Source organism: Xenorhabdus griffiniae (assembly GCF_001028135.1).
In the GTDB taxonomy this organism is placed as follows: domain Bacteria; phylum Pseudomonadota; class Gammaproteobacteria; order Enterobacterales; family Enterobacteriaceae; genus Xenorhabdus; species Xenorhabdus bakwenae.
This window is the reverse complement of sequence record NZ_LDNM01000033.1, coordinates 1-19768: the sequence shown is the minus strand read 5'-3', so window position 1 is coordinate 19768 and position 19768 is coordinate 1. Positions and strand designations below refer to the sequence as shown.

Sequence of the window (19768 nt, the reverse complement as noted above, 5' to 3'; positions counted from 1 at the left end):
TAATATGTAAAAATAGCGTAGGTCAAAGGAGTTTATAGTGAAGAAAATATTGTGTGCAGCAGGTTTGGGGATAGCATTAGCATTTTCTGCGGGTGCGCAGGCGGCAGATAAAATTGCTTTAGTGAACGTAGCTGAAGTTTTTCAACAGTTACCTGCCCGTGAAGCTGTGGCAAAACAGTTGGAAAACGAATTTAAAGGCCGCGCAACTGAATTACAGCGTATGGAATCTGAGTTGCAAACTAAAATCCAAAAATTACAGCGTGATGGCTCAACCATGAAGGCCAGTGAACGCGAAAAATTGGAAAAAGAAGTGATGGCGAAACGTGATGACTTTGCTCAGAAAGCGCAAAGTTTTGAAAACGATAACCGCCGTCGTCAGATGGAAGAACGCGGTAAAATTCTGAACCGTATTCAGGATGCAGTCAAAGTGGTTGCAGGCAAAGAAGGTTACGATCTGGTTCTGGATGCGAATACCGTGGTGTATTCTACGTCAGGTAAAGATATCACTGTAGAAGTACTGAAACAGGTTAAGTAAGTAGATGGTTTCAATTCGATTGGCTGATCTCGCTCAGCAGTTGAATGCGCAATTACATGGTGATGGCGATATCGTCATCACCGGTATTGCGCCGATGTATTCAGCAAATAACGAGCAAATTACATTTTTATCCGACAGTCGTTATACTGACAAACTTGCTACCTGTCAGGCTGCGGCCGTTGTGCTGCGTGAAGCAGATCTCCCTCACTGCAAAGTTGCCGCGTTGGTTGTTAATGATCCTTACCTTGCCTATGCCCGTATGGCGCAAATTATGGATACGACACCGAAACCGGCACAGGATATCCACCCATCAGCAGTGATTTCCTCTGAGGGGGTACTGGGCAAAAATGTGGCGATTGGTGCCAATGCGGTTATCGAATCCGGCGTTATGCTTGGTGATAACGTTATTGTTGGTGCCGGTTGTTTTATTGGAAAAAATGCGCGGATTGGTGCAGGAACCCGTCTTTGGGCCAATGTATCGGTATACCACAATGTTGAAATTGGTGAGTCGTGTTTGATCCAGTCAGGGACTGTTATCGGTTCTGATGGTTTTGGTTATGCCAATGAGCGCGGAAATTGGGTTAAAATTCCACAGTTAGGCACAGTGATCATCGGAAATCGCGTTGAAATCGGCGCTTGTACGACAATTGATCGCGGCGCATTGGATAACACAGTCATCGGTAATGGTGTTATCATAGACAACCAATGTCAGATTGCCCACAACGTGACGATTGGAGACAACACCGCAGTGGCGGGTGGCGTCGTTATGGCGGGCAGTTTGAAAATGGGCCGTTACTGTATGATTGGTGGAGCCAGTGCCATCAATGGGCACATGGAAATCTGTGATAAAGTGACCGTGACGGGTATGAGCATGGTGATACGTCCAATCACAGAACCGGGCGTATACTCGTCGGGGCTTCCGTTACAACCGAACAAAGTTTGGCGCAAGACGGCCGCTTTAATCATGAACATCAGTGAGATGAATAAGCGCTTGAAGTCAGTTGAACGCCAACTGGAAGGTGAAAACGAATAATCATACCCGCATCTTGGATAGACATTTTTGATTAAACGTTTTTAATTAGCATTTTTGGTTGTGCTTTTGATTTTTGCGGCCTGCCTGATAGCTCTGAATTTGGAGTTAACGCAGGCCGTGTCGTTAATATTATGATTTTTATATGACAGGAAGAGTATTTAGATGAGTGATAATCATACTCTGCAAATTGAAGAGATTTTAGATTTACTGCCTCACCGCTACCCATTTTTGTTGGTAGACCGCGTCTTGGATTTTGAGAAAGGTAAATTTCTGCGCGCAGTCAAGAATGTATCATTTAATGAACCATTCTTTCAGGGACACTTCCCGGGTAAACCCATTTTTCCTGGTGTTTTGATCCTCGAAGCAATGGCTCAAGCTACCGGTATTTTGGCGTTCAAAAGTGTTGGATCACTGGCGCCAGGTGAATTGTATTACTTTGCAGCGATTGATGGCGCTCGCTTCAAGCGTCCGGTTCTGCCAGGTGATCAAATGATCATGGAAGTAGAATTTATTAAAGAACGTCGCGGTGTTGCGCGTTTCAGGGGCGTAGCGAAAGTCGATGGAGAAGTGGCTTGCGAAGCTGAAATGATGTGTGCTCGCCGTCGTGAGGCTTAATCCATGATTGATAAGACCGCGATTATCCATCCCTCTTCTATTATTGAAGAGGGTGCTGTTATTGGCGCCAATGTTCGCATTGGCCCATTTTGTTATATCGGTGCCCACGTTGAGATTGGTGAAGGGACTGAATTAAAATCCCATATTGTGGTTAATGGGATAACTAAAATTGGTCGTGATAACCAGATTTATCAATTTGCCTCTATTGGGGAGGTCAATCAGGATCTCAAATATCAGGGTGAACCAACCCGTGTTGAAATTGGTGACCGTAATCGCATTCGTGAAAGTGTTTCTATCCACAGAGGCACTGTGCAGGGTGGGGGCTTGACTAAAGTTGGCAGTGACAATCTGCTGATGATCAACGCCCATATCGCCCATGACTGTATCATTGGTGATCGTTGTATTATTGCGAACAACGGTACATTGGGCGGGCATGTTATTCTGGGTGATCATGTCATTATTGGTGGTATGACGGCGGTGCATCAATTCTGTCAAATTGGTTCCCACGTGATGGTGGGTGGCTGTTCCGGCGTTGCTCAGGATATTCCTCCTTACATCATCGCACAGGGAAACCATGCAACTCCTTTCGGATTGAATATCGAAGGCCTGAAACGCCGTGGGTTTGACAAAGAATCTCTGCATGCCATTCGTCATGCCTATAAGACGCTTTATCGCAGCGGAAAAACATTGGAAGAAGCCAGAAAAGAGATTGATCTCCAAGCGGAAAACAGCCCGCATGTGAAAGTATTCAGTGATTTTCTGGAACATTCCGCAAAATCCAGCCGTGGCATCATTCGTTAATAAGTAGATGAAGGATACTCCTTTGACTACCTTTTCTTCTGTTGATAATCAGCGCCCCCTGATAATTGGTTTGGTCGCCGGAGAAACTTCCGGTGATATACTTGGGGCAGGGCTGATTCGTGCATTGAAAGCAAAAATTCCGCACGCCCGTTTTGTGGGTGTTGCTGGTCCTCTTATGCAGGCAGAAGGTTGTGAAGCCTGGTATGAGATGGAAGAGCTGGCCGTCATGGGGATCGTCGAAGTGCTGGGACGTTTGCCCCGTTTGCTGAAAATACGCAAAGATTTAACCGCCCGTTTTACCGCGTTGAAACCTGATGTGTTTATTGGCATTGATGCGCCTGACTTCAACATTACTTTGGAAAGCAGGCTTAAACAGCAGGGAATTAAAACGATCCATTACGTTAGCCCATCGGTATGGGCGTGGCGTCAGAAACGCGTGTTTAAAATGGGGTGGGCAACGGATTTGGTATTGGCGTTTTTACCTTTTGAAAAAGCTTTTTACGATCGGTTTAACGTTCCGTGCCGATTTATCGGGCACACAATGGCAGATGCGATGCCCTTGCAACCCGATAAAGCCGCCGCCAGAAAAATTCTGGGTATTCCATTGGCTGCTCACTGTCTGGCAATATTGCCGGGGAGTCGTCATGCTGAAGTCGAGATGCTCAGTGCTGATTTCTTAAAAACCGCCCAATTATTACGGGAAGAATATCCCGACTTGCATGTATTGGTTCCGTTGGTTAATGCCAAACGACGTGAACAGTTTCAGCGCATTAAAAACGAGACAGCACCGGATTTGCTGCTCCATTTATTGGATGGCAAAGCGCGTGAAGCCATGATTGCCAGTGATGCCACTTTACTGGCATCCGGGACGGCTGCACTGGAATGTATGCTGGCCAAATGCCCAATGGTAGTGGGCTATAGAATGAAACCTTTTACATTTTGGCTGGCAAAACGCTTGGTGAAAACACCGTATGTTTCTTTGCCTAACTTACTGGCAGGAAAAGAATTAGTCAAAGAACTGCTACAGGATGAATGCGAACCACAAGCGTTGTCAGAGGCATTGTTACCTCTTGTGCAAGGTGGTGCGGATGTGGACGCGTTACAACAAACGTTCTTGCATTTGCATAAAAGCATTCGCTGTGATGCCGATGAACAGGCTGCGCAAGCAGTTCTGGAATTAGCGAGAAGATAATGGATTTTGTTTATCCACAGGCGAATTTGATTGCCGGTGTTGATGAAGTTGGGCGTGGCCCACTGGTAGGGGCTGTCGTGACTGCGGCGGTTATTCTTGATCCGCTCAAACCGATTGCAGGCTTAATGGATTCCAAGAAACTCACGGAAAAACGCCGTGAGGCACTGTATTGGGAAATAAAAGAAAAAGCTTTATGTTGGAGCCTCGGTCGCGCAGAGCCGGAAGAGATCGACCAGCTTAACATCCTCCACGCCACTATGCTGGCTATGCAAAGAGCCGTTGCCGGGTTGGCACTCATACCGGATTATGTTCTGATTGATGGCAACCGCTGTCCGGTGTTATCCATGCCAGCTCAGGCTGTCATTAAGGGCGATAATCTGGTTGCAGAAATCAGTGCTGCCTCTATTCTTGCCAAAGTCACACGTGACAGAGAAATGGCAGAGCTGGATAAACAGTTCCCTGACTATGGCTTTGCGAAACATAAAGGTTATCCAACCGCCCTGCATCTGGAAAAACTGGCTTCTTTAGGCGCTACGGAGCACCATCGTAAAAGTTTTGCGCCCGTTAAACGGGTGCTAGGTCTTATATAAAATCTGGGATAAGTATCTGGGCAGATTATGACAGAACCACGTTTTGTACACTTACGTGTTCACAGTGATTATTCAATGATTGATGGCTTGGCTAAGACCGGCCCATTGGTGAAAAAAATCGCCAAATTGGGGATGCCCGCTTTTGCGATCACGGATTTTACCAACTTGTGTGGATTGGTGAAATTCTATGGCAGTGCCCACGGTGCCGGTATCAAGCCAATTATTGGTGCAGATTTTTATGTGGAAAGTGATTTGCTGGGGGATGAATATGCCCATCTGACGATCCTTGCGCGTAATAATGAAGGTTACCAAAATCTGACTTTGCTGATCTCTGAGGCTTACCAAAAAGGTTATGGTGCGATTGGGCCGACTCTCCAGCGGGAATGGCTGGTGAAATACAAAACAGGGTTGATCCTGTTGTCGGGGGGACGCATGGGGGATGTGGGTAAATTCCTGCTGCGTGGCAATCGTGCGATGGTGGAGCAATGCCTCGATTTTTATCAGGAGCATTTCCCTGACAGTTATTACCTTGAGCTGATCCGTACCGGACGTCAGGATGAAGAAAACTATCTTCATGCGGCTGTGGCGCTGGCGTCAGAAAAAAATCTTCCTGTTGTGGCAACCAACGACGTTTGTTTTCTTGAAAGCGAAGACTTCGAAGCCCACGATATTCGGGTTGCTATCCACGATGGTTATACACTGTCTGATCCGAAACGGCCTAAAAATTACAGCCCTCAGCAATATCTACGCAGTGAACAGGAGATGTGCGAGCTTTTCTCAGACATTCCTGAAGCGCTACAAAATAGCGTAGAAATTGCTAAACGCTGTAATGTCACGATCCGTCTTGGTGAGTATTTCCTGCCCCAATTTCCGACGGGAGAAATGAGCACAGAAGACTTTCTCATTGAAAAATCCAGGCAAGGATTGGAAGAACGTCTGGAATTTCTCTATCCCGACCCAGAAGTCAGGGCGCAGAAACGGCCAGAATATGATGAGCGTCTGGATATTGAACTGAACGTTATCAATCAGATGGGATTTCCTGGCTACTTCCTGATCGTAATGGAATTTATCCAGTGGTCGAAAGACAACGGTGTTCCCGTTGGTCCAGGACGAGGTTCTGGTGCCGGCTCCCTTGTGGCTTATGCGTTAAAAATTACCGACCTCGATCCGCTAGGATTCGATCTGCTGTTTGAACGTTTCCTTAACCCTGAACGTATTTCCATGCCAGATTTTGACATCGATTTCTGTATGGAAAAACGTGATCAGGTTATCGATCACGTTGCAGATATGTACGGACGAGATGCCGTATCGCAGATCATCACTTTTGGTACGATGGCGGCGAAAGCGGTTATCCGTGATGTTGGGCGTGTACTTGGACACCCCTATGGATTTGTGGATCGAATATCGAAACTGGTGCCTCCTGACCCGGGTATGACACTGGAAAAAGCGTTTGCTGCCGAACCCCAGTTACCTGAAATTTACGAAGCGGATGAAGAGGTTAAAGCGCTGATAGACATGGCGCGTAAACTGGAAGGTGTCACTCGTAACGCAGGTAAGCATGCCGGTGGTGTTGTTATTGCACCAACCAAAATTACTGATTTTGCGCCAATTTACTGTGATCCAGAAGGGCAAAACCCGGTTACCCAGTTTGACAAAAATGATGTGGAATACGCAGGTCTAGTTAAGTTTGACTTCCTTGGCCTGAGAACGCTGACCATCATCAACTGGGCGCTTGAGATGGTGAATGCACGTCGTGCCAGGCAAGGGCTGGAGCCGATTGATATCGCCGCTATTCCGCTGGATGATAAGAAAAGTTTCGATATGCTGCAACGCTCTGAAACCACGGCCGTGTTCCAGCTTGAATCTCGCGGAATGAAGGACTTAATCAAACGTCTGCGCCCTGACTGTTTTGAAGACATGATCGCATTAGTGGCGCTGTTCCGTCCCGGGCCGTTGCAATCAGGCATGGTAGATAACTTTATAGACCGTAAACATGGACGGGAAGCGCTCTCCTATCCTGATGTGGAATGGCAGCACGAATCCTTAAAACCTGTATTGGAGCCAACTTACGGTATCATTCTGTATCAGGAACAGGTGATGCAAATTGCGCAGGTTTTAGCCGGTTATACCCTGGGCGGTGCAGATATGTTGCGCCGTGCGATGGGTAAGAAAAAACCAGAAGAGATGGCTAAACAGCGGTCGGTATTTGAAGAGGGAGCGTTAAAACAGGGCGTGGATGGTACGCTCGCCATGAAAATATTCGATTTGGTGGAGAAATTCGCGGGTTATGGCTTTAACAAATCTCACTCCGCAGCTTATGCACTGGTTTCCTACCAAACGTTATGGTTGAAAGCGCACTATCCGGCAGAATTTATGGCTGCCGTGATGACAGCGGATATGGATAACACCGAAAAAGTCGTTGGGCTGGTGGATGAGTGCTGGCGCATGAGGCTGAAAGTTCTTCCTCCTGATATTAATAGCGGCTTGTATCATTTCCATGTCAATAATGACGGAGAAATTGTTTACGGCATTGGCGCGATTAAAGGCGTGGGGGAAGGGCCGATTGAAGCGATGCTCGAAGCCCGACAGAAAGGGGGGCATTTCAAAGAGCTATTCGACCTGTGTGCACGTGTTGATATTAAAAAAATAAACCGTCGTGTGATGGAAAAACTGATCATGTCCGGTGCTTTTGATCGGTTGGGACCACATCGTGCAGCACTGATGTCTTCCCTGGAAGGAGCACTGAAAGCAGCGGATCAACATGCCAAAGCCGAAGCCACGGGTCAAACAGACATGTTTGGTGTGTTGGCTGAAGAGCCAGAACAAGTTGAGCGTTCCTATGCCAGCACCCCGAAATGGCCGGATCAGGTGGTATTGGATGGTGAGCGGGAAACATTAGGCTTGTACTTAACTGGACATCCCATCACAGGTTATTTGAAAGAGATTGAACGATATACCAATGGATTACGTCTAAAAGATGTGAACCCGACACCCCGTGGCCAGGTAACAACTGTAGTCGGTTTGGTATTAGCTTCCAAAATATTGACAACCAAACGGGGAAACCGGATTGGTATCAGTACATTGGATGATCGTTCAGGACGTCTGGAGATCATGCTGTTTTCTGATGCGTTGGAAAGGTATCAGCATTTATTGGAACAGGACAAGATTTTGATTGCTACCGGACAAGTCAGCTTTGATGACTTCAGCGGTGGGCTTAAAATGACAGTTCGTGAATTAATGGATATCAGTGAAGCACGTGAAAAATTTGCACGTGGGCTTGCTATCTCGTTATCAGACAGGCAAATTGATGAGCAATTATTGAGCCGTCTTCGTGGGGCATTGGAGCCACACCGTTCAGGTACGATACCGGTTCATCTTTATTACCAGCGGGTAGATGCCCGCGCCCGTTTACGATTCGGGGCGACCTGGCGGGTAACGCCAACAGACACCCTGTTGACCGATCTGCGAACTCTGCTGGGTAATGAGCAGGTAGAATTAGAATTTGACTAGAATAGGAACATTATGAGTCTGAATTTTCTGGATTTTGAACAGCCGATTGCCGAGCTGGAAGCGAAAATTGATTCGCTTACCGCAGTTAGCCGTCAAGATGAAAAGCTAGATATCAATCTGGATGAAGAAGTCCAGCGTCTGCGGGAAAAAAGCCTGGAGCTGACTCGCAAAATTTTCGCTGATTTAGGGGCATGGCAAATTTCCCAGCTATCACGTCATCCCTTGCGCCCTTATACACTGGATTATATTCAGCATATATTTACTGACTTTGAAGAGTTAGCGGGTGATCGTGCCTATGCAGATGACAAAGCCATTGTAGGAGGGTTAGCGCGTATTGATGGCCGTCCTGTCATGGTGATAGGCCATCAGAAAGGGCGTGAAACCAAAGAAAAGATCCGTCGTAATTTTGGTATGCCATCGCCGGAAGGTTATCGTAAGGCATTGAGATTGATGGAGATGGCAGAGCGTTTCAAATTGCCAATCATGACTTTCATTGATACTCCGGGGGCCTATCCCGGAGTAGGTGCAGAAGAGCGTGGTCAGTCAGAAGCTATTGCCCGTAACCTACGTGAAATGTCTCATCTTTCTGTTCCTATCATTTGTACCGTGATTGGCGAAGGGGGTTCTGGTGGCGCATTGGCGCTTAGTGTGGGTGATAAAATTAACATGTTGCAATACAGCACCTTCTCCACCATCTCTCCTGAAGGCTGTGCTTCCATCTTGTGGAAAAGCGCTGAAAAAGCACCATTGGCGGCGGAAGCCATGGGGAATACTGCCCCACGTTTGAAAGAATTGAATTTGATTGATACTGTTATTCCTGAGCCATTGGGTGGTGCGCACCGTCACTATGAAGAAATCGCTGCAACATTGAAAGCTCAACTGTTAGCTGATCTTGCTGAATTGAGCGAACTGGACAGTGAAGAATTAGTTAACCGCCGTTATGAGCACTTAATGCAGTACGGTTATTGCTAAGGTCTAAAGTTTTTACTCGCTAATAGCGGATGAAAATCATTTACCAGGCGGAAATATTGAGGAGTGATAACCCCCTGATATTTCCGCCTGTTTTGCTGTTTGTAAGGGCGAAATCATTACGTCATATATAATCTAATATTATCATGCCTGATGGCATTGGGATGGAATAGGCGCCTCGTAGGCTGGGCTTTAAAATAATAAGTTGAGTTTTTCTATGGCCAAATATAAATATATTATTTATGCGTTTTCTTGCGTGTTTATCTGGAGTTTTATTCCTTCTATATCGCGTTTTGGTCAGAAAGAGATGGATCACTTCCAATATTTATTCTGGTCAAATATTTTGTCTGTTTTAGCGGTATTTGTCGTTGCCCTCATGATGGGAAGAAGTTGGAAGACGCTTTTATTCATCCCCTTCCCCGTCATGTTTAAAGTATTGATCTTAGGTGCGTTGGATTGTTTCTTCTATTTGCTGCTTTACTATGGTTATTCTATTGAAAATGGTGTGGCTGTTTTGGTGATCCAATATAGCTGGCCGTTAATGATTATTGGATTGTCATTTTTTCTGTTTAAAGAAAAATTAACGATCAAACAGATGATTGGCATTGTCATGGGCTTTATGGCGGTAGTGATCACTTTTACGAAAGGCAATATTACCGAGATTGCAGTGGAACATCCGCAGGCATTGTTGCTGGTATTTAGCGGAGCATTTTGTTTTGCATTAATGTCGGTATTATCGAGACAGTTTGCTATTGATCCCTATATTAGTACATTCTGGGTATTCCTCTGTTCTACCTTAGTTTCTGCGGTATTTATGTTTGCTTTCAGCCGCATTAATTTGCCTGTCGGTGACTCGCTGATGCCAACGTTACTTAACGGCATCATACTGAATGGGATTTCTTATATTATTTGGTTCAAAGCCATGAATGGCTCTGACTCCCATAAGGTTGCTTCAATCTTATTTTTATCCCCCGTTTTGTCGATGATGTGGATTATCTTGTTTTTTGGTGATGCATTTGTCCCTGCCTATGTGTTTGGATTAGCACTGGTTATTATTTCTGGATTACTCTGTATCAGTGCCAAGAGAAAAACGTCCGAACAGAATGAATTGACGGATGATCTGATTGAGGATTGATTAGGCAAAATGAAAAAAGGTTTGGCTCTATAATGGCAAGTTCTCATGATCTTCTGCTTACGGCGTTGGCAGAACAAATTGGTCAGCATAAAAAGATTTTGCTTGGATTTAGCGGTGGACTGGATTCCACCGTATTGCTGCATTTGCTGGTTCGTTTGCGAACCCAACCCCATCAATTGAGTCGTGAAAGAGTGGGGTTAAGGGCAATCCATATTCATCATGGCTTAAACCCAAAAGCGGATTTATGGGTCGAACATTGTCGTCAGGTTTGCGCTGATTGGCAGGTGGGTTTCCGAACCGAAAAAGTCCGGCTTGATACTCGCCAGAATGGGATTGAAGCGGCGGCCCGAAATGCGCGTTATCACGCTTTCCAGCGTGAGCTACAACAGGATGAGGTTTTAATCACGGCGCAACATCTTGATGATCAGGCAGAAACGTTTTTATTAGCCCTGAAACGGGGCAGTGGTCCGGCGGGATTATCTTCCATGCCTGCCAGAATGCCCTTTGCGGGAACGACATTGATTCGCCCATTGCTAAATGTAAGCCGTGCAGAGTTGGAAGAGTATGCACAGGCACAAAAATTACAATGGGTCGAGGATGACAGTAATCAAGATGATCGTTATGACCGTAATTTCCTGCGCCTGAATATCATGCCGTTATTCAATCAGCGTTGGCCGCATTTCCCCCAAGCGGTTTCCCGCAGCGCCAGTTTGTGTGGTGAGCAAGAACAATTGTTGGATGAATTGTTACAAGAATCTTTGGATTCACTGATTACCGCAGAAGGTTCGATATCCATTCCCCCTTTGGAAAACAGTTCGGAAGCAAAACGAAATGCGTTGTTGCGGCGATGGCTCAATCAGTGTGGGGTAAAAATGCCGGCCCGAGAGCAGCTTCAACGCATTTGGTCCGAAGTGGCACTCGCCAGACAAGATGCAGAACCGCGTTTTAGATTGGGGCAATATGATATTCGTCGTTATCGGCAGCAACTTTGGCTACTTCCGCAATATCAGGATCTGGCGGGAACTCTTCTTGCCTGGGATTTACAGCAGTCTTTGACGTTACCGGATGGGTTGGGAACGCTGTTCTGTTCTAAAGAACATGGCATGACAGTGAGAAAACCAACCCGTCATGAACAAGTGACAATTCGTTTTGGGGTTCAGGGTAATATTAGTATTGTCGGGCGACAACATTCCCGTCACAGTAAAAAACTGTGGCAAGAATTAGGGATTGCCCCTTGGCTCAGGGAGAGAACGCCGTTGCTTTATTACAATGAAAAACTGATTGCCGCTCTGGGGGTTTTCATCACGAAAGAAGGGCAGAATTTGCCTGATGATGAAGGAATTTCGGTTCAGTGGAAGAAAATTATGCTGTCTATTTAATGCATGTTTTTCTGACATAAAAAAAGTCCTTATTCTATATAAGGACTTTGGGGGGGGGGGGTTAATCGCTATTAGCGATCAGATTTAAGAATGCTCAATAACAATCGTTCCAATTTCTGGATTGCTGAAACTAATAATGTAATCTAACCTTAATTCACGGGTTCCTTTATTTGAATCGACGAGAAGATATTCAATTTTTTTTCTTAAAATCAGCCTATTCGCTTTTCCTTCAATGGATTCACCATCTCGCAATTGGAGACGTAAATGTAGCTGGCGTTGACATGCTAGCTCAAGGTTATCGTAATCATCACAGTTAATTGGTTGATATTCTTCGTTATCTATAGACATATTTACTCACCACTGTGTTAGTGGCGGTTATCGAGCCGCCCGTGATTGACCAAAATCAAATACAAAATGCCACTTACGACTATAGCACAGTAAGCTTCCCGTTATTACTGAATAAGTCGGTGAGACTTTCGTTAAAACAGGAAGTGGATTAAACCTGTATCTTACCATTACGCAATAAAATAAAGTCATGCTATTCGATGGTTCTCTCCGTGCATTTTGGAACCCAGCAGCGTAATGTCAATGTTGTTAGGTAAAGTTTATGCTTTGCTTGAAAGTGAATGATTATCTTTTTGAATTTATTGGATCAAATGATGAATAAAAAAATATTGCGAGCATTGTTGGTTGCGGGTGTATTTACCGCTACGGGATGCCAGAATACATTCGTAACCCCGGATATCCCTGTCTCTCAGGAAAAATTTCAGTCAAGTGGTAACGTGTTTAGTGGTGTTGTTCCTTGTGCGGATTGTGCAGGTATCGAGACGACCTTACAGCTTGCTAAAGATGGGACATATATATTGGGGAAAACTTATTTGGGAGCCAAAAATCAGGAAAATACGTTCTTTGAAACCGGTCATTGGGTGATAAAGGGTAAAAAGATTATCTTAAGTCAGCAAGATGACCAAAAATCTTATTATCTGATGAAAGGCGAGAACCTGGTTATGCTGGATATCAACGGCGAGCCAATTCAATCAAGCCTCAATTATGAATTAGCGAACGCCAAACCGAAAAAACTGGCAGGAGAATACAGCTATTTTGCTGACTCTGCTTTCTTTACCGAATGTGGCACCGGAAAGCGTTATGATGCGGCGGAAAATATCGATTTAGAACGTGGTTACAGTGCGATGGGAGTAGAAGGTGGAACCCCTGTTTATGTGGAAATAGAGGGCTATTACACGGTTCGTCCGTCAATGGAAGATGGCTTGTTTGATAATGCCGTGGTCCAAACAGGTAAAATTCGGTTTGATAAAGCTTCTTCCTGCCATACGAAGAAATAACGTATAACAGTGGCGCATATCTATTGAAAATCCTGCGTAATAAATACGCAGGTTTTCTTAAAAGCTGACCAAAGAAATTAAACTTGTTGAATATGATCTTTCAGGTAATCAACGATATTTTCCAGTTTCAGCATCTGCTTATCACCAGTACGGCGGTATTTATATTCGATCTCACCGTTATCTAAGTTACGATCACCGATAACCAGATTATGTGGTACACCGATCAGTTCCATATCAGCAAACATAACACCAGGGCGCTCTTTGCGATCGTCGAAAATGACATCAATGCCGCTGGCACGTAAATCTGCATATAATTTTTCGGCGACTTCTTTCACGCGGTAAGATTTGTGCATGTTCATTGGCAGGATCGCCACCTGGAATGGGGCAATGGCATCTGGCCAGATAATGCCACGATCATCGTGATTCTGTTCAATGGCTGCGGCAACGATACGGGTGATACCAATCCCATAGCATCCCATAGTGATCACTTGATTGTGCCCATCTTCGTTTTGCACGGTTGCTTTCAAGGCATCAGAATATTTGGTGCCTAATTGGAAGATATGACCCACTTCAATACCACGCTTGATTAACAGCGTTCCTTTACCGTCTGGGCTGGCGTCACCTTCAACCACATTACGGATATCCGCCACTTCTGGCAGTGGTAAATCACGCTCCCAGTTAATGCCAAAGTAGTGTTTGTCATCAATATTAGCGCCGGCACCAAAATCACTCATGATGGATACGCTGCGGTCAATAATGACCGGCATCGGCAGGTTGACCGGTCCTAAAGAACCAGGGCCTGCTTTCACGATGGCACGGATTTCTTCTTCGGTCGCAAAAGTCAACGGGCTGGCGACTAAAGGCAATTTTTCTGCTTTGATCTCATTCAGTTCATGATCACCACGTACCAGCAAGGCAACTAATTTATGCCCACTTTCTTCTGTGGCATGAACGATCAGAGTTTTAACGGTTTTTTCAATTGGCAGATTGAATTGTTCTACCAGTTCAGCAATGGTTTTAGCGTTTGGTGTATCGACCAGACGCAGCTCTTCAGACGGAGCCGCACGCTCTTGAGATGGCATGACTGCTTCAGCCAACTCAATATTGGCCGCATAGTTAGACTCGGTAGAGAAAACGATATCATCTTCACCACTGTCTGCCAGAACCTGGAATTCGTGGGAAGCACTGCCACCGATTGAACCCGTATCAGCCAGAACTGCACGGAAATCTAAGCCGATGCGGGTAAAGATCTTACTGTAGGCATCGTACATCTTCTCATAAGTCTCTTGCAGAGAGGCTTGGGTAGTGTGGAAAGAGTATGCATCTTTCATGATAAATTCACGTGAACGCATAACACCAAAGCGTGGACGAACTTCATCACGGAATTTGGTCTGGATCTGGAACAGGCTCAGTGGAAGCTGCTTATAGGAAGTGACTTCGTTACGCACCAGATCAGTGATAACTTCTTCATGAGTGGGTCCCAAAACGAAAGGGCGTTCACCGCGATCAACAAAACGCAGTAATTCTGGGCCATATTGTTCCCAACGGCCACTTTCCTGCCACAAATCTGCGGGCTGAACTACTGGCATGGAAACCTCAACTGCTCCCGCATTATTCATCTCTTCACGAACAATGTTTTCAACTTTTCTCAACGCGCGGACACCGGTCGGCATCCAGTTGTACAGACCAGAAGCGAGTTTGCGGATCATTCCGGCACGAAGCATCAGTTGATGACTGACGACTTCTGCATCAGCAGGTGTTTCTTTTAAAGTAGAGAGCAGATATTGGCTAGTACGCATAGTAAGTTTCCATTGGATAGCGAAAAACAAAGACAAATTGCTAGTCTACCAGCGAGCTTGCGATGTCAAAAGGAGTTTTAGCGGGGTTCGATAGAAACCACTTCTGTTGTGGTATTAAAAACTCGCCAGCGGACGTTAAAATCCAAGATATGAGCAGCATATAGGCGGTTTTCCTGCGCTTTTTTACGGTAGGCAGGACGAGGATCTTGCGCTAAGACTTGTCTGATAAAGCGCCTCAAGTGAGGATAATGGGTTTTATAAGATAAAAGTTGGCATTCCGCTTCTGGTGAGAAATTCACTACCATATCTGCCTCTGGTGCGGCCTGGGCAAAACCCGCCTTGGCTTCTGGCTGTGATTCGGCAAAAGGCAGGTAAGGTTTGATGTCGATAACCGGTGTACCATCAACCAAATCCAAACTACCCAGTTCCAGAATGACGCGGTTGTTCTCGCATTGGATAGCTTTCAATTCCACCAGTGACATGCCAATGGGGTTGGGGCGGAAGGTTGAGCGGGTGGCAAAAACGCCCATTTTGGCATTGCCTCCCAAACGAGGGGGACGCACTAATGGATTCCAGCCCCCCGCCATAGTTTGATGGAAGACAAAAATAATCCACAAATGACTGAACTGCTCCAGCCCGCGTACTGCATCAACCTGATTATAAGGCGCCAGTAACTCTAGCTGCCCTGTACCATCTTCGACCAAACCCGGTTGACGTGGGATGGCAAATTTCTCTTTGTAAGGAGAATGAATGGTTCCTATTTGCGTAAACTGAAAATCTGCCATAAGCGCTTTTTATAATAATTCGGACACAATGAGTTATTTGGTGGTTAGTAATGCAGTGCCTTCACAAATGGCAATTTGGTAACAACCCTGACCCGGTAAAATTGCACATTGATGAAGTAAAACTGCGTTTGCGTTTAGATAAGATGCTTTTGTCAGCATATTTTGTCGTGCGGTTGCAATACTGGCGGGAGAATCTTGCAACGTATTACGGCAGGACTCTCCGGCGACAATACCTAACTCTTTAAATGGTAAACCTAAAAGCTCATCCGGCTTAGTATATAGACGGACATAAGAGAGCACTTTGCTTTTTTTGGCTGGCTGATGTTTCAACTTCGGATCTGACATACCAGATTTACTGAACTGGGTTGATGGTGAAGTACACCCAGCGATAAAGAGCGCCATGAAGCAGACAGGTAACACACGCATCGAGTTGAATCCTCATTAAAATTAAAAATGGGTGGATATAAAAATATCCACCCAATGATTTTAATCTTGATTAACTGAATAGGAAAGGTTACCAGCCTTTTATTGCTCCGCCCTTAAAGGCTTCATTGGCTTCTTTTGCTACTTCTGGAGACTGGTACGCTTTCACAAATTTTTGCACATTTTCCGCATCTTTATTGTCTTCGCGGCTGACAATGAGATTTACGTAAGGTGAATCTTTATCTTCAACAAAGATCCCATCTTGCTCTGGTGTTAAACCAATTTGCCCCGCATAGGTGTTATTGATAATAGCGAAAACAATCTTTTGGTCGTCCAGTGAACGTGGTAATTGGGGACCTTCCAACTGTACGATATCCAGGTGCTTAGGATTGCTGGTAATGTCTAAAATAGTTGGCAGCAGACCAACACCCTCTTTCAGAGTGATAAGACCTTGTTTTTGTAATAACAGCAGGGCGCGGCCTTGGTTAGTCGGATCGTTCGGGATGGCAATTTGAGAACCCTCTTGCAATTCATCCACTGACTTAATTTTTTTAGAATAGGCCGCCATTGGGAAAATGAAAGAGTTACCCACACTGGTCAGTTTGTAGTTACGTTCTTTCATTTGCTGATCTAAAAAAGGTTTATGTTGGAAGACATTCACATCAATATCTCCCTTACTCAATGATTCATTTGGCAGAACATAATCATTGAATGTCGTCAGCTCAACATCAAGGCCATATTTATCTTTAGCCACTTGTTTAGCCACTTCGGCAACCTTAAGTTCAGGTCCTGCAATAACGCCAACCTTAATATGGTTTGGATCACGTTGTTCCTGACCGCAACCAGCAAGAATTAATGTACCTAACAATGCACTGACTGCTGCGATGGATTTCAATTTTACTGACATATTTTCACCCCTATTGAATACTGATTTATAACCTGTCTTATCAAGTTACTGCGTACTACTATAATTGAGGCTCTTATTCCCATCATTTTTCAAATTGCAGCCAATAAAGCAGCGACTTGAAATTTGTCGGGTAGGTATAAGCCTTGCCACTTTGTTGAAAATAATCTATTTGCGATTAACGGCTTTCACTAAATGATCACCGCCGAGCTGAATCAAGAACACTAAAACAACTAATAATGCTAATACGGTATTCATTATTGTCGCATCGTAGCCGATATAACCATATTGATAGCCAATCTGGCCCAAACCACCGGCACCAACAGCGCCACCCATTGCGGAATAACCCACTAATGTAATTAACGTAATGGTGGCGGCATTAATCAAGCTTGGCAAGGCTTCCGGCAATAAAATCTTTTTGACTATCTGAAATGGGGTTGCTCCCATTGCACGCGCTGCTTCAATTAAGCCAGTCGGAATTTCCAACAATGCATTTTCCACCATACGGGCAATAAACGGTGCTGCACCCACAGTCAGCGGAACAATGGCTGCCTGCAAGCCGATTGATGTTCCTACGATCAGACGGGTAAATGGGATCATCCATACCAACAGAATAATAAAAGGTATTGAACGCGTTATATTTACCAATGCAGAAAGTATGCGATAAAGCGTACCATTTTCAATGATCTGCCCAGGGCGAGTAACATATAGAAGCACACCCGCCGGCAATCCAATAACAAAGCCAAAGAAACCAGAGACAAAAGTCATGACGAGGGTTTCCCAGACTCCTTTAGCCATTAATAAAATCATTCCTTCAGACATAACCGAGAACCTCTACTTTTACATGATGCTCTTCTAAAAAGGCAATTGTTGATTTGATACTATCGCTTTCCCCATCTAATTCAGCCAGCATAACCCCAAATTTCACACCGCCGGCGTAGTCCATTTGAGAACTTAATATGCTGATGTCAATATTAAAGCGGCGAACGGCTATAGAGATTACAGGTGCATCAACTGATTTGCCTGTGAACTCCAGCTTCAGTAATGGACTGCGATCAGGAGCGGATTCCGGTTGCAACTTCTGTAAATAATCTTCAGGAATATCCAGGTGCAGCGTAGATTTGATAAATTCCTGAGCAACCGGTGTCTTGGGATGCGAAAATATTTCGCTCACAACATCTTGTTCAATCAGTTGACCACCACTAATGACAGCAACTTGATCACAGATACGTTTAACGACGTCCATTTCATGGGTAATGAGAAGAATGGTCAGACCCAGTCGACGGTTAATGTCTTTTAATAACTCCAGAATAGAACGTGTTGTTGCTGGGTCCAGAGCGCTGGTGGCTTCGTCACACAAAAGCACTTTGGGGGAGTTTGCCAGAGCCCGCGCAATAGCAACGCGCTGCTTTTGACCACCAGATAAATTGGCAGGATAAGCATCATGTTTTTCAGTAAGGCCGACTAACTCTAGCAATTCGTTAACTTTAGTCTTTATTTCAGCTTTAGGCGTGTTATTAAGTTCCAAAGATAACGCAACATTGCCAAACACAGTTCTGGATGACAACAAATTAAAGTGCTGGAAAATCATGCCAATATGACGACGCGCATGAGTAAGATCACGTTCTGAAAGCGAAGTGAGATCCTGCCCTGCCACTAATACTTGACCAGAAGTCGGCCGTTCAAGCATATTCACACAGCGAATTAAAGTACTTTTACCCGCACCAGATGAACCAATGACACCATATATTTGCCCCTGCGGGACATGTAGGTTGATATCTGAAAGCGCTTTTATTGTGCGCGTTCCTTGTTGAAATATCTTATTTATCTGAGTCAGTCTTATCATATTTTTCTTATTAGATGTAAATGATGAATGACTTGAGAACATTTCAACAAGTCATGAATTAAAGTGGATGTTAAGGCGTCTAGACGTCTAAGTCAACTAGGAATAAATTAAATGCTGCATTCTCAATCAGTAATAAATCATGCGATACTGTCCACTTGGTACATTTTTGGAGTAATCAGGTGACTCAAGGTATTCCCGCCGTATTCTTAGATCGTGACGGCACGATTAACATCGATCATGGTTATGTATATGAAATAGATAATTTTCAATTTATTGATGGTGCTATTGAAGCCATGCTTGAATTGAAAAAAATGGGCTATGCCCTGGTTTTGATTACCAATCAGTCAGGCATTGCCCGTAAGATTTTTACTGAAGATCAGTTTATGCAACTAACAGAATGGATGGATTGGTCATTGGCGGATAGAGGTGTTGATCTTGATGGTATCTATTATTGTCCGCATCATCCAGAAGCAGAGGATGAAGAATATAAGAAGAACTGTAATTGTCGCAAGCCACAGCCCGCTATGTTATTAGATGCACAGCAAGCATTGCATATCGATATGTCCTCTTCTTATATGGTAGGAGACAAAATAGAAGATATGTTGGCAGCTAAAGCGGCGAAAGTTGGTACTAAGATTCTTGTTCGTACAGGAAAACCGGTAACAGAAGAAGCTGAACAGGTTGCGGATTTGGTAGTTAATAGCTTGTCAGACTTGCCAAATGTTATAAAAAATAGGCAAAAATAACCATTTGGATTAAATTATGAGCGATTAAATAAAAAATAATAAAAAAGGCTTGCCTAAATTAAAAGGCTCCCTATAATGCGCTTCCGTTGTCACGACAAATACACAAACCGGTCGGGATGACAACGTGAAAGGCCCTGAAAAATAAGGCTTGACACGAAAAGAG

The 19768-nt window shown here is 44.7% G+C and carries 19 protein-coding genes; 12 read left to right on the top strand and 7 right to left on the bottom strand.

Annotation, left to right across the window (positions count from 1 at the left end; all coding sequences use genetic code 11):
* Nucleotides 1-37 precede the first annotated feature (37 nt).
* The 10 genes from skp (at nucleotide 38) to tilS (ending at nucleotide 11759) form a co-directional block, all read left to right on the top strand.
* Nucleotides 38-535 (top strand): molecular chaperone Skp, encoded by a 498-nt coding sequence (skp, locus tag AAY47_RS08970; protein WP_047769009.1) that lies wholly within the window; start codon nucleotides 38-40, stop codon nucleotides 533-535.
* Nucleotides 536-539: 4 nt separating this feature from the next.
* Nucleotides 540-1568, top strand: coding sequence for a UDP-3-O-(3-hydroxymyristoyl)glucosamine N-acyltransferase (gene lpxD / locus AAY47_RS08965; RefSeq protein WP_047769007.1), 1029 nt, complete (start codon nucleotides 540-542; stop codon nucleotides 1566-1568).
* Between the two features lie 162 nt (nucleotides 1569-1730).
* On the top strand, nucleotides 1731-2183 hold the full coding sequence (gene fabZ, locus AAY47_RS08960) for a 3-hydroxyacyl-ACP dehydratase FabZ (RefSeq protein WP_047769005.1): 453 nt from the start codon (nucleotides 1731-1733) through the stop codon (nucleotides 2181-2183).
* A 3-nt stretch (nucleotides 2184-2186) separates the two neighbouring features.
* Entirely contained in the window at nucleotides 2187-2984 is a 798-nt protein-coding gene (gene lpxA, locus AAY47_RS08955) for an acyl-ACP--UDP-N-acetylglucosamine O-acyltransferase (protein WP_047769003.1), read from the top strand.
* 7 nt (nucleotides 2985-2991) lie between these two features.
* Nucleotides 2992-4176 carry a lipid-A-disaccharide synthase gene (lpxB, locus tag AAY47_RS08950; protein ID WP_047769000.1) on the top strand — a complete coding sequence of 395 codons (1185 nt, stop codon included), beginning with the start codon at nucleotides 2992-2994 and terminating at the stop codon, nucleotides 4174-4176.
* Nucleotides 4176-4766: a ribonuclease HII gene (rnhB, locus tag AAY47_RS08945; RefSeq protein WP_047768998.1), complete on the top strand. Its 591-nt coding sequence runs from the start codon at nucleotides 4176-4178 to the stop codon at nucleotides 4764-4766. The genes lpxB and rnhB overlap by 1 nt, the downstream gene beginning before the upstream one ends.
* A 27-nt stretch (nucleotides 4767-4793) precedes the next feature.
* Entirely contained in the window at nucleotides 4794-8276 is a 3483-nt protein-coding gene (gene dnaE / locus AAY47_RS08940) for a DNA polymerase III subunit alpha (RefSeq protein ID WP_047768996.1), read from the top strand.
* A 12-nt stretch (nucleotides 8277-8288) separates the two neighbouring features.
* Complete coding sequence (accA, locus tag AAY47_RS08935) at nucleotides 8289-9248, top strand: acetyl-CoA carboxylase carboxyl transferase subunit alpha (protein WP_047768995.1); 960 nt, start codon at nucleotides 8289-8291, stop codon at nucleotides 9246-9248.
* A gap of 214 nt (nucleotides 9249-9462) precedes the next feature.
* On the top strand, nucleotides 9463-10380 hold the full coding sequence (locus tag AAY47_RS08930; RefSeq protein WP_047768992.1) for a DMT family transporter: 918 nt from the start codon (nucleotides 9463-9465) through the stop codon (nucleotides 10378-10380).
* Nucleotides 10381-10412: 32 nt separating this feature from the next.
* Nucleotides 10413-11759, top strand: coding sequence for a tRNA lysidine(34) synthetase TilS (tilS, locus tag AAY47_RS08925; RefSeq protein WP_047768990.1), 1347 nt, complete (start codon nucleotides 10413-10415; stop codon nucleotides 11757-11759).
* Between the two features lie 84 nt (nucleotides 11760-11843).
* Here the strand turns inward: tilS and rof are convergent, their stop codons facing one another.
* A complete protein-coding gene (gene rof, locus AAY47_RS08920; protein WP_047768988.1) occupies nucleotides 11844-12107 on the bottom strand; it encodes a Rho-binding antiterminator in 264 nt (87 codons plus the stop codon).
* Nucleotides 12108-12418: 311 nt separating this feature from the next.
* Here rof and nlpE point away from each other — a divergent pair, with 311 nt between their 5' ends.
* Nucleotides 12419-13102, top strand: coding sequence for an envelope stress response activation lipoprotein NlpE (gene nlpE / locus AAY47_RS08915; protein ID WP_047769044.1), 684 nt, complete (start codon nucleotides 12419-12421; stop codon nucleotides 13100-13102).
* Nucleotides 13103-13179: 77 nt separating this feature from the next.
* Here the strand turns inward: nlpE and proS are convergent, their stop codons facing one another.
* From proS to metN, 6 genes are all read right to left on the bottom strand, one after another.
* Nucleotides 13180-14901 carry a proline--tRNA ligase gene (proS, locus tag AAY47_RS08910; RefSeq protein WP_047768986.1) on the bottom strand — a complete coding sequence of 574 codons (1722 nt, stop codon included), beginning with the start codon at nucleotides 14899-14901 and terminating at the stop codon, nucleotides 13180-13182.
* 77 nt (nucleotides 14902-14978) lie between these two features.
* Nucleotides 14979-15686 carry a tRNA (N6-threonylcarbamoyladenosine(37)-N6)-methyltransferase TrmO gene (tsaA, locus tag AAY47_RS08905; protein WP_047768984.1) on the bottom strand — a complete coding sequence of 236 codons (708 nt, stop codon included), beginning with the start codon at nucleotides 15684-15686 and terminating at the stop codon, nucleotides 14979-14981.
* Nucleotides 15687-15719: 33 nt separating this feature from the next.
* Entirely contained in the window at nucleotides 15720-16112 is a 393-nt protein-coding gene (rcsF, locus tag AAY47_RS08900) for an Rcs stress response system protein RcsF (RefSeq protein ID WP_047768982.1), read from the bottom strand.
* Between the two features lie 88 nt (nucleotides 16113-16200).
* Nucleotides 16201-17016, bottom strand: coding sequence for a MetQ/NlpA family lipoprotein (locus tag AAY47_RS08895; RefSeq protein WP_047768980.1), 816 nt, complete (start codon nucleotides 17014-17016; stop codon nucleotides 16201-16203).
* Nucleotides 17017-17181: 165 nt separating this feature from the next.
* Nucleotides 17182-17835, bottom strand: coding sequence for a methionine ABC transporter permease MetI (locus tag AAY47_RS08890; protein WP_047768979.1), 654 nt, complete (start codon nucleotides 17833-17835; stop codon nucleotides 17182-17184).
* Nucleotides 17828-18859 (bottom strand): methionine ABC transporter ATP-binding protein MetN, encoded by a 1032-nt coding sequence (gene metN / locus AAY47_RS08885; protein WP_047768977.1) that lies wholly within the window; start codon nucleotides 18857-18859, stop codon nucleotides 17828-17830. The genes AAY47_RS08890 and metN overlap by 8 nt, the downstream gene beginning before the upstream one ends.
* A gap of 179 nt (nucleotides 18860-19038) precedes the next feature.
* Here metN and gmhB point away from each other — a divergent pair, with 179 nt between their 5' ends.
* Nucleotides 19039-19605, top strand: coding sequence for a D-glycero-beta-D-manno-heptose 1,7-bisphosphate 7-phosphatase (gene gmhB / locus AAY47_RS08880; protein WP_047768975.1), 567 nt, complete (start codon nucleotides 19039-19041; stop codon nucleotides 19603-19605).
* The last annotated feature ends 163 nt before the right edge of the window (nucleotides 19606-19768 follow it).